Annotated in this window: 11 protein-coding genes; 8 read left to right on the top strand and 3 right to left on the bottom strand. The window is 35.2% G+C overall.

Annotation, left to right across the window (positions count from 1 at the left end):
* Positions 1 to 606: 606 nt before the first annotated feature.
* The 3 genes from DF185_RS21495 (at position 607) to DF185_RS21505 (ending at position 4,548) form a co-directional block, all read left to right on the top strand.
* Positions 607 to 1,314 (top strand): hypothetical protein, encoded by a 708-nt coding sequence (locus DF185_RS21495; protein WP_110363557.1) that lies wholly within the window; start codon positions 607 to 609, stop codon positions 1,312 to 1,314.
* Positions 1,315 to 1,544: 230 nt separating this feature from the next.
* Positions 1,545 to 3,419 carry a metallophosphoesterase gene (locus DF185_RS21500; RefSeq protein WP_110363559.1) on the top strand — a complete coding sequence of 625 codons (1,875 nt, stop codon included), beginning with the start codon at positions 1,545 to 1,547 and terminating at the stop codon, positions 3,417 to 3,419.
* A gap of 25 nt (positions 3,420 to 3,444) precedes the next feature.
* Positions 3,445 to 4,548 carry a CotH kinase family protein gene (locus DF185_RS21505; protein WP_110363561.1) on the top strand — a complete coding sequence of 368 codons (1,104 nt, stop codon included), beginning with the start codon at positions 3,445 to 3,447 and terminating at the stop codon, positions 4,546 to 4,548.
* A gap of 94 nt (positions 4,549 to 4,642) precedes the next feature.
* Here DF185_RS21505 and DF185_RS23650 read toward each other — a convergent pair whose 3' ends face one another.
* The 3 genes from DF185_RS23650 to DF185_RS21515 form a co-directional block, all read right to left on the bottom strand.
* A complete protein-coding gene (locus tag DF185_RS23650) occupies positions 4,643 to 4,792 on the bottom strand; it encodes a hypothetical protein (protein WP_165836094.1) in 150 nt (49 codons plus the stop codon).
* A 137-nt stretch (positions 4,793 to 4,929) separates the two neighbouring features.
* Positions 4,930 to 5,451: a hypothetical protein gene (locus DF185_RS21510; protein WP_110363563.1), complete on the bottom strand. Its 522-nt coding sequence runs from the start codon at positions 5,449 to 5,451 to the stop codon at positions 4,930 to 4,932.
* A gap of 3 nt (positions 5,452 to 5,454) precedes the next feature.
* Entirely contained in the window at positions 5,455 to 6,798 is a 1,344-nt protein-coding gene (locus tag DF185_RS21515) for a deoxyguanosinetriphosphate triphosphohydrolase (RefSeq protein WP_110363565.1), read from the bottom strand.
* 400 nt (positions 6,799 to 7,198) lie between these two features.
* Between DF185_RS21515 and DF185_RS21520 the strand changes: the two genes are divergently transcribed.
* The 5 genes from DF185_RS21520 to DF185_RS21540 all read left to right on the top strand — a co-directional run bounded on the left by DF185_RS21520 (position 7,199) and on the right by DF185_RS21540 (position 13,081).
* Positions 7,199 to 7,918, top strand: a complete 720-nt coding sequence (locus DF185_RS21520) for an ABC transporter ATP-binding protein (protein WP_110363567.1) — start codon at positions 7,199 to 7,201, stop codon at positions 7,916 to 7,918.
* Positions 7,919 to 7,939: 21 nt separating this feature from the next.
* The gene (locus tag DF185_RS21525) at positions 7,940 to 9,193 is read left to right on the top strand and encodes an ABC transporter permease (protein WP_110363569.1); all 1,254 of its coding nucleotides are present in this window, start codon (positions 7,940 to 7,942) and stop codon (positions 9,191 to 9,193) included.
* A 25-nt stretch (positions 9,194 to 9,218) separates the two neighbouring features.
* Entirely contained in the window at positions 9,219 to 10,469 is a 1,251-nt protein-coding gene (locus DF185_RS21530) for an ABC transporter permease (RefSeq protein WP_110363571.1), read from the top strand.
* 29 nt (positions 10,470 to 10,498) lie between these two features.
* Positions 10,499 to 11,632, top strand: a complete 1,134-nt coding sequence (locus DF185_RS21535) for an efflux RND transporter periplasmic adaptor subunit (protein ID WP_110363573.1) — start codon at positions 10,499 to 10,501, stop codon at positions 11,630 to 11,632.
* 99 nt (positions 11,633 to 11,731) lie between these two features.
* Positions 11,732 to 13,081: a TolC family protein gene (locus DF185_RS21540; protein WP_110363575.1), complete on the top strand. Its 1,350-nt coding sequence runs from the start codon at positions 11,732 to 11,734 to the stop codon at positions 13,079 to 13,081.
* The last annotated feature ends 94 nt before the right edge of the window (positions 13,082 to 13,175 follow it).

The following is a 13,175-nucleotide window of genomic DNA, read 5'->3' on the forward strand; positions in this document are numbered from 1 at the left end:
GGTACGTTCATTCTCCTCATCGGTATGCTTCTACCTGCCATTGGGCTTGTGTGAGTGAGCAAATGCATGCTCCCACCTGCCAATGTTTGAGTCATTCCTGCCAAATGCATTGCACTTATTAACAATGAGCGTGCGGTTATTAACATTGAGCGTGCAGATGGCAGGTCTCTCGATGCAGATGGCAGGTCTCACGGTGCATTTATTAACATTGACGGCGCAGATATCAACATTGAGCGTGCGGTTCGCAGGTCTCACGGTGCAGATGGCTGGTATGAGCGTGCACTTGTTAACATTGAGGGAAACATTGGCAAGTCTCACGCTAACATTGGCAGGTCTTACAAAAAAAATGACATATCAGTTATTATTTTCGCCTTTTTCACACCCAAATAAAAAGCCATTTTAGCTGCTGATTATAAGCTAATACCCGAAATCCCATCTAACAAAACAACCGCAAAGCCACTATTAATCGGCATTTCAGCAACCCTCCATTACTTTTAACATATTTTAATGCGATTGAAAGCATAATATTATTAATTTAAATCTATGTTTTTACAACATATTAGTTCTAGCGGTAAAATATATCAATCACCCTAAAATCATTAAACAATGAAACAGACTAAAAAATTTACAATGGCCTACCCTGAGTTGGGACAGCGTGGCGATAGAGTTCAAGTTGTTGTTGCTCGTGATGTGGCCGAATTCGTTAAGTTTGGTTACGAAGAAACCATCCCTACCAAGGTGGCAGAAAAAACCAAACAGTTTAAGGATATCTTGCCCGATATGTATTGGGAAGGACAAAAGACCTTAAAGACCAATGCCAAGGACGAATGCAGAAGCTCTTTGGTGGGACTTTTAGGAGAAATTGCCTTTAAAGCCAAATTGGCTTTGGGAAATGGAAGCAAGGAGTATGCAACCTTCCGTTTTAGTGGAGTAGATCGCAAAACGGACAATGAATTGGTGGCTTACTCCAAGCACGTTTGCCAAACTGCCAACTTCTTTATCGATAAGTTGAGCACACGAAATGTAACTGCTGAGTTAATCACCCAAACTACCAATGCTACCATTGCTTTAGACGATGCCATTGATGCACAGGCCGAAGCCATATCGATTCGTGAACAGAAAAGTGTGGAGCGTTTGGCAATGGGTAACGAGCTTTACGACTTAATTGTTGAGTTGTGCGACGTTGGCAAAAGAATTTGGGAGCACAAAAACGAAGCTTTTTACAACGACTATGTGCTTTATGCTTCGAGCAAATCTACCACACAGGCCGAAGAGAATGAAGAAGTAGTTGAAGAAACAACAAACGAAGAATAAAAAATAGTGTTTAGTTGATATATTTACCGGGGCGAATCTCAAGAATATTTGGGGTTCGCTTTTTTTTGAAAGTCTTGAATGGTTGGAAGTATTGAAAAGTCCAAAATGTCAAAACTGAAGTATAATTAACCAGCAGAGAATTTTTTATCAGAAGTTCACCGAAACAAAAATTTTTACTGCTTCAATTCATGTTGTATATTTAATAGAATCATTTTAAATAGGCATACAACATGAAGATTCTGAATACAATTGCCCTACTACTGACAAGCTTCTCTATTACCCTTGCACAGGAAATTCCAGCTGTTTACAGCAATATTGGCTCCGATGAAAATGGTGTTTTTCTTCAATTGGAAGACAGAAGGGTTTATGCATTAAAAGCAGATGATCAATTCAAATTTGAAGATTTATACACGGCTGCCATCGGAACAAAGGCAGGATTAAGCTTTAATTTTAAATTTCCGGAACTGAATGGAACCCTGTACTATGGTTTTATCAATTACAATGATGGTAAGCATCCTCAACCCGTTTATTTTCGTGAAAGTTCGCCCATAAAAATTGGCATTTGTCATATCCCAATCAAAAGGTTTTTATCGGGCAAGTATGATATGATCGATTGGGAGAATACAGGAAAAGGTGTAATTGGCTATCGAATTGTAAATGATAAGGGCAATATACTTTACGATGGCAGAGTGGCATTTTCCTATTCCAATGGGATGTTTAAAGCAGAACCTACCATTGTTGAAGGCCCTTTTGTCAATCAACTTTCGCACAAAGGTGCTGTAATTTCTTTTACTACATCTGCGGAAGTAGAGGCAAGCATTCAAATAAATGGCAAAACCTATAAAAACAAGAAACCAGCAAAAATTCATGAAATAAGAATTGATGATGTACAGTCTTCCAAAGAGTATACTTACTCGGTTTTAGTGGATGATTTTAAATACGAATTTAATTTTGAAACCGCTCCAACCCCTGGAAGCAGAAAGCCCTTTACCTTTGCTTATGGAAGCGATTCGCGCGCTGGAAAAGGTGGTGGCGAACGAAATATTTTTGGTGCTAATGCTTACATCATGAAAAAGATTGCAGCTTTGGCAATGTCAGAAAATGCCAAGTTTGTTCAGTTTACAGGCGATTTGATTGATGGTTATGACACTAGTCGCGAACGCATGAACCTGCAATATGCAAACTGGAAACGTGCAGTTGAAGCATGGTGGCACTACATTCCTTTTGTTCCTGGTTTTGGAAATCACGAAGCATATAATTTTGTATTCAACGATATCAAAGGAGGCACTTATCATTCCATCAATCATTTTCCATTTAAAGATGATTCAGGTGAATCCTTGTTCCAAGATAATTTTGTGTTGCCAGAAAATGGTCCACGAAGCGAAGACAATTCAAAATACGATCCGAATCCCGATAAAATAGATTTTCCTTCCTACAAAGAAAATGTATACTGGTATACATACGATAATGTGGCCATGGTAGCTCTTAACTCAGACTATTTTTACACGCCAAGCGGTATACCAACCACCAGCGGTAATTTGCATGCATTTATCATGGATAACCAAATGAGGTGGCTCCAAAAAATCTTAAAGCAACTGGAAAAAAATAAAGATATCGACCATATTTTTATCACCATTCACACTCCTTTCTTCCCCAACGGCGGACATGTGAAAGATGATATGTGGTACCATGGCAATAACAGTTTTAGAGCGGTGGTAAACGGTCAGTATTACGAGAAAGGAATCATAGAAAGACGCGATGAATTGCTTGACCTCATCGTTAACAAGAGTAAAAAAACGGTGGCTATTCTAAGTGGCGATGAACACAACTATAACCTACTTACCATTACCAATAAAATGGTACGCTATCCTCAGGATTATAAGCATGAAAAGCTGGAATTAAGCCGAACTTTCTACCAAATTAACAATGGTGCAGCTGGTGCTCCCTATTATGCACAGGAAAAAACACCATGGTCGGAAAATGTTCGAAATTTCTCTACTCAAAATGCTCTTGTCCTGATTGATGTTGACGGAATTAAAATCAGTGTTCGGGTTAAGAATCCTGACTCATTGGAATTGATTGATGAATATACCCTTCGGGAATAATCTACAAGCACTACAAATTATTAATATGAGATTCTATTTCCTCCTGATATCATCCTTGTTTCTCACCTGGGAAGTTGGTGCTCAAAATGATGCAAGCAACTCTCATGAGCCATTGCCTCTTTTCAATAGTGACGAAGTGGTTGAAATCAAACTCAAAGGAGATATCAGAAAATTGATTAACGACAGGAAAGAGAATGCAAAATATCATCCTTTTGTTATCTCATATGAAATCAACAACCTACAGCATTCACTGAATATTAGAGTAAAAACAAGAGGACATTTTCGCAAATTGAGAGTAAACTGTGTAACTCCTCCTTTACTTTTAAATTTTGATTCTTCACCAGAACAAAACAACACAATATTTAAAGGGCAAAATAAACTAAAACTGGTTACAACTTGTTCTGATGAAAGTTTTGTTGTGCAAGAATACTTAGTTTACAAAGTCTACCAACTAATTACTGAGAAAAGCTTTCGGGTAAGATTGGTGAAAGTAATATTTGAAGACACAAAAAGAAATAAAACCAGAACTGCCAGGTTTGGTATTCTTTTGGAAGATCAGAATAAAATGGCAAGGCGTAACCATTCTGCTATTAGAAAGCAACTAGATATTGATCCCGAAACAATCGACAGGGAATATTTTCTTAAGATGTCTGTATTTCAATTTCTGATCGGCAATACAGATTGGTCTATCCAATACCTTCACAATATTAAAATCCTGAACAACGAAAAAACCTCATCCCTGTATGCTGTTCCTTACGATTTTGACATGTCGGGTATAGTAAATACATCTTATGCAGCACCTGCAGAAGCTCTTCAATTAAATTCTGTGCGCGATAGAAGATATAGAGGATATTGTATAGACGACATGAGTGAATTTGAACCTACTTTCCAGTTATTTAATGAATTGAAGAGTGAAATTTATGCCATTTACCAAAAAAGCACTTTAATTGATAAGAATTACAGGAAAAATACAATTAGATACCTCGACAGGTTTTATGAAATCATCAATGATAAAAAACTAAGCAAAAGAGATTTTCAATATCCATGCAACCCAAACGGAACAGGTAATGTTATTCTTCGTGGATTGAAGAAATACAAAGAAAATGGCAAAAAAAATTCCGACAAATAGTCGAAATCATTTTTTCATAAGGTCGCCAAAGCCTCAAGCTGAAACGATTTGCCAAAATCATTCCAGCCCATCTCTTTTCTTTTTACAACAAAAACTACTTAATAACCATGAAGTTTTTCTTGTTTTTTAACCGATTCCACTCTCTTGCATTCATCGATTGAATCATCTTCGTAGTAAGATCAACAACTACGAAATCGTCGTCTACCGTGTAGAACAAATCTTTTAGTTTTTTAAAAAGTTTCATATCCCCTAAAGTTTACTGTTTTACTACCTTAAATTTAATAGGAATACGAGTAATTTTCAAGCTGGTTTTGTACGGTTTAACGATTACGTAATATGAATTCACGATTACGTAATATCAATTAATATTTACGTAAAATCTTATAAAAATTCCACCGAATTAAAGTATATATTCTTTTTGTCGAGAAGTATTCTTTTCATTCTCGATGGTCCACCAATCGCAATTTGATAAATGTATTTTCCTCGAAAGAAGAATCGTTTAAAATAGGTATACTCATGTTTGCCTACCATTTGGGTATAGACAATTTCTTTTCCCAGCATTTTCTGATACGCCACAGACCTTTCCTCTAACAGAATTGTTCCATTACTTACCAAACTTCCCTCTTTCATTTCTTCATAATACTCGGTTGGATCTGAATAGGTAAAATCTATTCCAACTCCTGAAAAATCAGAAGCAACAATCCCAAATACCGTAACTGCATCTTTAAAACTGAAAACCTCTATTGAAATTCCATTGAGTTCTTTATTTTGAACAATGGGTTGATCAGGAATAGAAAATTTAATTTTTGATTTTTCTGACTCTATCTTTTTCCATTCTTCCTGTGCAACAACACCTGATATCCATCCTAAGCAAAGGATAGAGAATAATATTAACTTTCTCATACTTTATTTTATTTCTGGCAACTCAATTCCTTTTATTTTTCGATACAAATCAAGAGCAAAAACATCAGTCATACCAGATACGAAATCCAGAACCGACATGATTTTCTTGTAATCGTTCTCTCCCGAAACATCGTACTGCTGAGGAATTAAGGATAGTAAATTTTTCGAATAAAAATTATCTGGCTCCATCACTGCCGAAACAAATTCCTCCAATAAGGTTCCCAAAATTTTATAACCAGCCAATTCAATTTCTATAACCGATCGGTGTCGATAAATTCTCTGAACAGCAACTCCTGTGCAGATTTTATATGCTTGTTTGCAAGTTGGCTCTACCTCCTTAATTAATGCTCCATTAAATGCTCCACTTAAAATATCATCGTAATTATCAAGAAAAACATTAACACACTCTCCCACCAGTTTGCCAATTACACTGGCTCTTATAAATGCAATTTGTTCATTTGTATCAGTTACTTCCTGGCAAGTTTCATCAATCCTATCAAGACTTGATTTGTCTTTTTCTGGATCATAAAAATTTAAAAGAAGTTCCTTCGTTTCTGCAGTACTCAGAATATTTAATTTATGAGCATCTTCGATGTCCATAATTTGGTAACAAATATCATCGGCTGCCTCAACCAGGTAAACCAAAGGAAAACGCGCATATATTCCTTCACTCACTTCTGGAATTTCGAGTTCTTTGGCAATCTTATAATAAGATTCTTTTTCAACCTGAAAGTATCCATACTTTTTCTTTCCAACTTCAGGTATTTTATTGGATTCCCAAGGATACTTTACAATTGATGCAATGGAAGAATAGGTAAGTGCAAATCCACCTTTTCTTCTTCCATTAAAAGCATGAGTCAATAATCGTAGTGCATTTGCATTGCCCTCGAAATTGGTCAGGTCGAACCATTCTTCATCGCTAAATCGATCTTTAAGATCTGCCCCTTCACCTTTTTCAAAATAATGTGACAAGGCTTTCTCTCCAGAATGTCCAAAAGGAGGATTGCCCAAATCATGAGCTAAACATGCTGCGGCAACAATGCTACCTATTTCCCTAATCCCTGATTCAGGATCTACTTTTTTATTCTCAATTAATTTCTCAGCCAACAAATTCCCCAGCGATCTTCCAACACTAGAAACTTCCAAGCTATGAGTTAAGCGATTGTGTACAAAAATACTTCCTGGCAGCGGAAATACTTGTGTTTTATTTTGTAAACGACGAAATGGTGATGAAAATATCAACCTGTCGTAATCCCTTTGAAATTGAGTTCTCACATCAACACTTGCTGGTGAGTATTTGTCTTCTTGTCCGAATCTTTTCGTTGAAAGTAATTTTATCCAATCCATAATTTAGATTTAAAGCACCTAAATTACATTAAAAATTCTCGTTGCCCGATTTGTTTAGCAATTATTAACAATTCACCACTTTAGCTGTTATATTAGTGTATCGAATTGTACGCATTCGTACAACCTATGTAATAACATCGTACACAAAAATCGTTAAAAAAGAATTAATAAAGCACATATTTTACTGATTTAATGAAAGTTCCACTTAGTGGCACGAGTATTGAAAATAAATGTAGCATTGGGGTGAAGATTTTCTGTTTTATTATTATGCTTATTTATTTCGACATTATCAGTTGATAATACAGTTTTGTCGATAATTGTGTGCGTTGGTCTAAATTAATTTGAGATCAAACCACATAAATTTATTATTGTATATAGATTTTTAAAATACATCAATATTATGATCCGATTACAAAACATTCACAAATCGTACATCACCGGAACCAACAAGTTGCATGTACTTAAAGGTATCGATTTGCATATTAAAGAAGGTGAATTGGTATCAATCATGGGATCTTCCGGCTCTGGAAAGTCAACATTATTGAATATTCTCGGACTTTTAGACAATCATGACGATGGAGTTTACGAACTAAACAACGAGGAAATCAAATCGATGAGCGAAACAAAAGCTGCTAAGCTTCGCAATAATTTGTTGGGTTTTGTATTTCAATCATTTAATCTGATTTCTTTTAAAAATGCCATGGAAAACGTGGCACTTCCACTATACTATCAAAAGGTATCCAGAAAAAAGAGAAACAAACTAGCCTTGGAATATCTTGATAAAATGGGTTTGAAAGAATGGGCACACCACATGCCAAACGAACTTTCAGGTGGACAAAAGCAGAGAGTTGCTGTAGCTCGTGCAATGATTACTCAACCTAAAATTATTCTAGCTGATGAGCCGACCGGAGCTCTTGACTCTAAAACTTCAGTAGAGGTGATGGAACTCTTAAAAAAAATCAACAAATCGGGAATTACTGTAATTATTGTTACTCACGAAAACGACATTGCTCATATGACTGATAGAATCATCAACTTAAAGGATGGACTTATTGAATCAATCGTAGAGAATAACAAAATTAACAATACCGAATCGGTTAAAATTTCTATCCAGGAATAAACCAAACCCTAATATCAAGCTATGTTCGACAGAGATAAGTGGCAAGAAATATTTAGCACCATCAGGAAAAATAAGACTCGTACTATTTTAACGGGTTTTTCGGTAGCTACCGGAATTTTTATGTTGATTTTCCTATTGGGAGCAGGCAGAGGTTTACGTAATGGTATGACTTCTGTATTTGCTCAAGATGCTACAAACAGTATGCAAATATATGGTGGCAGAACTACTAAAGCATATAAAGGAACTCCAGAAGGAAAAAGGATTCAAATGGTAAATGATGATTTCCTGAATCTGAAAAAATCAATTCAAAAAATTGATGCGATTTCAGCTATGTCATACATTCCTGGTGCTGAAACAATTTCCTATAAAAATAACTTCGGGAATTTTAATGTATCACCTGTACATGATACTTATAAAGAAATTAAAAATTTTGAAATTGTAAAAGGAAGGTTTCTAAACCAGAACGACCTAGATGAACACAGAAAGGTTGTGGCCATTCAGGATGAAGTAAAAAAAGTGCTTTTCCCAAAAGAAACCGCTCTTAACAAATTCATCAATATTAACGATATAAAATTTAAAGTCGTTGGTGTTTTTCACCAGCAAAGTTTCGATGAAAACTCAAGGGATATTTACATTCCAATTACCGTAGCTCAAAAAATATTCAATAACAACGATCATATCCGTAGAATCTCTTTCACATTAAATAATGTTTCGGTTGAAGAGAGTAAGAATATTGAAAGGCAGATTACCTATAAAATGGCTGCCCGACACAATTTCAGCAAAGAAGATAAAAATGCGCTATGGATTCAAAATAATATTGAGAACTCTCAAACATTTGCAGGTTTATTTAGTGCAATCGAAATGTTTGTTTGGATCATAGGCATATTCACAATTGTACTAGGTGTGATTGGTGTTTTCAATATCATGATGATTGTGGTAAAAGAACGGACCAAAGAAATTGGTGTTCGAAAAGCAATTGGTGCTTCTCCAAGATCTGTTGTTGGCTTAATTCTTATGGAAGCAATATTTATTACTGCTGCATCGGGTTATGTAGGATTAATTGCAGGTGTGGGATTATTAGAAGCGATAAACCAATTTGACATTATCGAAAAGGTTTATGCTCCAGCTGCAATATACTTTTTAAATCCACAGGTTGATCTTGGCATTGCAGTAGGTGCAACTATTGTATTGGTAATTACTGGTGCTTTGGCTGGTTTTTTCCCAGCAAGAAAAGCTGCAGCCATTAGACCAATAGAAGCTTTAAGAGACGAATAATACGAACTTACTAAACGACATTAAAATGTTCGATCTAGATAAATGGCAGGAAATTACTGCCGCACTAAAAAAGAATAAACTTCGCACCTTTCTTACAGGATTGGGTGTGATGTTTGGGATTCTTATTTTGGTAACTCTTCTGGGAATAGGAAGAGGATTTCAAAACAACATTCAATCTTCTTTAGGAAACTTTGCAACCAACTCGACAGTATTTTGGGTAGAAAGAACAACCAAAGCCTACAAAGGCTTACCTCGGAACAGATTTTATCAGTTTACAAATGATGATTTAGTTGCATTAAAAAAAGGAATTCCTGAATTGGAACACATTGCTCCCGATATTAATGGTTGGAGTGGCGGTGCAACTCACAATACTTTTCGTAATGAGAAGAAAGGGAATTTTAGAATTAAAGGTACATCTCCTGAAATGAATATGGTAAACCCTGTTGAAGTAGTTTCTGGAAGATTTATCAATGAAAATGACCTTAAAGAATTCAGAAAAGTAATCACCATTGGTCCACGTGTTAAGGAGTTGATGTTTGAGGAAGATGAAGATCCTATTGGGCAATTTCTAAAAGTAAATGGAATTTACTTCAAAATTATTGGTGAGATTAAACCTTTGAGCAATAACATGGGTAATCGAGATGATATTATACAGTTGCCTTTTACAACTCTGCAACAATTGTATAATTATGGAGACAAATTCTATGTATTCCTTGCAACTGCTAAAGTAGGTGAATCTGTTGCTGAATTGGAAGATAAGATATTTGAAATTCTGGCACGCCGCCACTCTATTCACCCGGAAGATAAACAAGCTATTGGGAACTTTAATATTGCCAAAATGTTCAATAAGATATTTGGCCTTTTCAATAGCATTGGGTTCTTGTTTTGGGTAATTGGATTCGGAGTTCTGATTACTGGAGTAATTGGTGTTAGTAACATCATGCACGTAGTTGTAAAAGAAAGAACCAAAGAGTTAGGAATTAAACGTGCCATAGGAGCAAAACCAGCCTTGGTAGTTGGTCAAATCATTAACGAATCGGTATTCTTAACCTCCTTTGCAGGATTTTGGGGATTGGTATTCGGTGTTGTAATTGTTGAATTAATTGGCAAAGCAACCGAAGGTAGTCCTAATCCTCAAATATTAAATCCTTACGTTGATATTAATGTTGCATTTATAGCACTCGGTGTTTTGGTATTTTTTGGAGTTCTGGCTGGGCTTTTACCAGCACAAAGAGCCATTAAAATCAAACCTGTTGATGCATTGAGATACGAATAAAAGTCATAAATCTGAAAATAATACAAGTCATGAAAAAAGTTCTAAGAATCTTAATGGTTGTAGGATTAATCGTCCTTTTTGTAGGAACCATTTTTTTCCTTTATAAAAAGTCGCAGGATAAACCTGTAGTTTACAACACTAAATCTCCTGAGATTACTGACATTGTTAAAAAAACAATTGCAACGGGTTCGGTTGTGCCTAGAAAAGAAATTGAAATTAAACCTCAAGGTGTTTCTGGTATTATCGAAACTTTATATGTTGAAGCTGGTGAAATGTTGAAAAAAGGTGATCCGATTGCAAAAATTAAGATCATTCCTGACATGATTAACCTTAACAGTGCTGAATCACGTGTTAATGTTGCAAAAATTAATTTCGAAGATTCTGAAATTAACTACAATCGTGATAAAGCTTTGTACGATAAAAAAGTAATTTCCGAATCAGATTTCCAAAAAACACAATTGGCTTACCGCAATTCTCGCGAAGAATTGCAATCTGCAAAAGATAATTTACAGTTGATTAAAGAAGGGGTTACCAAAAAATCAGCAAATGCAACAAACACAATCATTCGCTCAACTATTGAAGGTATGATTTTGGATATTCCAATTAAGGAAGGTAATTCTGTAATTCAATCCAATACTTTTAACGATGGTACAACTGTAGCTATCGTAGCTGATATGGGTGAAATGATTTTTCAAGGTAAAGTTGATGAAACTGAAGTTGGAAAGATTAACCAAGGAATGAACCTTAAGCTTACTATTGGTGCTATTGAGGACGTTAAATTTGACGCAAACCTTGAATACATTTCTCCAAAAGGTGTTGAAGAAAATGGTGCAATTCAATTTGAAATTAAAGCTTCAGTTGAACTAAATGATAAGTATTTTATTCGTTCAGGTTATAGTGCAAATGCTGAAATCGTATTGGACAAAAGAGAAAAAGTACTTGCTGTAAACGAAAGCTTGTTAGAGTTTGAGAATGACTCAACTTTTGTTGAAGTAGAAACTTCTCCTCAAGAATTTGAAAGACGATTCATCAAAACAGGATTGTCTGATGGAATCAATATCGAGGTTATTGAGGGTATTACCAAAGATGACAAGCTAAAAGGTGAGAAGAAGAAAAAATCAGATATGATTAAAGAGGATAAGAAAAAGGAAAAGAAAGATTAAACAAACTTTGTAAAGAGTTTAATATTACTCATATTTATCATATCAAAATCGTTTTTATAATTGCCTAAACCGTAGTACGGATTATAAAACAAAAAACAAATGAAAAAATTATTATTACCGCTAATTGCAATTGCATTTACATTCTCTTCAGCAAATGCTCAGGAAAAATGGAGCTTAGAGAAATGCATCAACTATGCGAAAGAACACAATATTGATTTACAACTTCGAAAACTTGATGCTGAAGTTCAAGCCAATAACACAAAGCAGTCTAAATATAACCTTCTACCAAATTTAAATGGTAGTATGGGCTATAATTTTGGATTTGGCCGTACAAAAACTGCAGCTGATACTTATTCCAATGATGATAGTCAATCTGGATCATTAGGAGTATCATCAAGTGTCACCTTGTTTAATGGCTTTCAGAAATATAATTCAATAAAGCAAAATCAGCTTGACCTACAAGCTAGCCTGCAAGATGTTGAAAAGGCTAAAGAAGATTTAGCTTTGAATATTACTTCTTCCTATTTGAATATTCTTTTCAACAAAGAATTGTTGCAAGTAGCGCAGGAAAAACTGAAAGTTACGAAGCTTCAAATTAAGAGAACCGAAGCTTTGGTTGAAGCTGGAACACTTCCTAAAGGAACTTTAATGGAACAAAATGCTCAAGCAGCCAGAGAAGAGTTAGAGGTAGTAAATTCATCCAACAACTTAGATTTGGCTTTACTTGATCTTGCACAATTACTAGATCTTGAAAACCCTTCTGAATTCGATATCAGCATTCCCGAATTGCCTGTTTTGAATGCAACTCGCTCAATGGTTGATCCTGAGTCAGTTTTTATTAATGCTTTGGAATTCAGACCTGAAATGAAAGCTGCAAGATACAGATTAGAGAGTTCTGAAAAAGGATTGGTAATAGCAAAAGGCCAAAGAGCTCCCTCTCTTTCATTGTCTGGTTCTTGGGGGTCTAGTTATAGAAAAGATTTTGCAGAATTTGATGGTGCTGGTAATCTTATTAGAAATGAAATGAAGCTAAATGATCAATTAAAACTATTTGAATACAAGAGTATTGGTTTCAACTTGAGCATTCCGATCTTCAACGGTGGTCAAGTAAATAGAAATATTTCGAATGCCAAGATTAACATCAACCGTTACAAGTTGAATATGGAAAATTCTAAGAATATTTTGAGAAAAGAAATTCAACAAGCTCATGCGAATGCCAAAGCAGCAATGAACAAATATTTCTCAAGTGAAACAGCAGTTTCTTCTACGGAAGAAGCATTCCGTTATACCGAAGAAAAATTCAACTTAGGCTTGGTAAATTCAGTTGATTATAACCAAGAAAAAAACAATTTATTTCAATCTAAATCAAACCTGCTTCAAGCAAAATACGAATACATTTTCAGAACCAAGATTCTTGACTTTTACAATGGCATAGAGATAAAATTATAATCAAGTTTAAATATAACAACTCTAAAAACTCTCAACTGGTTTCGGTTGAGAGTTTTTTATTCTCTTTACGTGTCTGATAAATCTCAATTGTCTT

This window comes from Marinifilum breve (assembly GCF_003202155.1).
GTDB classification, from domain to species: domain Bacteria; phylum Bacteroidota; class Bacteroidia; order Bacteroidales; family Marinifilaceae; genus Marinifilum; species Marinifilum breve.

Bases quoted from the DNA above. Each gene is read 5' to 3' on its own strand.
- DF185_RS21540 (WP_110363575.1), top strand. From the start codon at position 11,732: ATGAAAAAATTATTATTACCGCTAATTGCAATTGCATTTACATTCTCT.
- DF185_RS21515 (WP_110363565.1), bottom strand. From the start codon at position 6,798: ATGGATTGGATAAAATTACTTTCAACGAAAAGATTCGGACAAGAAGAC.
- DF185_RS21495 (WP_110363557.1), top strand. From the start codon at position 607: ATGAAACAGACTAAAAAATTTACAATGGCCTACCCTGAGTTGGGACAG.
- DF185_RS21535 (WP_110363573.1), top strand. From the start codon at position 10,499: ATGAAAAAAGTTCTAAGAATCTTAATGGTTGTAGGATTAATCGTCCTT.
- DF185_RS21530 (WP_110363571.1), top strand. From the start codon at position 9,219: ATGTTCGATCTAGATAAATGGCAGGAAATTACTGCCGCACTAAAAAAG.
- DF185_RS21520 (WP_110363567.1), top strand. From the start codon at position 7,199: ATGATCCGATTACAAAACATTCACAAATCGTACATCACCGGAACCAAC.
- DF185_RS21525 (WP_110363569.1), top strand. From the start codon at position 7,940: ATGTTCGACAGAGATAAGTGGCAAGAAATATTTAGCACCATCAGGAAA.
- DF185_RS21510 (WP_110363563.1), bottom strand. From the start codon at position 5,451: ATGAGAAAGTTAATATTATTCTCTATCCTTTGCTTAGGATGGATATCA.
- DF185_RS23650 (WP_165836094.1), bottom strand. From the start codon at position 4,792: ATGAAACTTTTTAAAAAACTAAAAGATTTGTTCTACACGGTAGACGAC.
- DF185_RS21505 (WP_110363561.1), top strand. From the start codon at position 3,445: ATGAGATTCTATTTCCTCCTGATATCATCCTTGTTTCTCACCTGGGAA.
- DF185_RS21500 (WP_110363559.1), top strand. From the start codon at position 1,545: ATGAAGATTCTGAATACAATTGCCCTACTACTGACAAGCTTCTCTATT.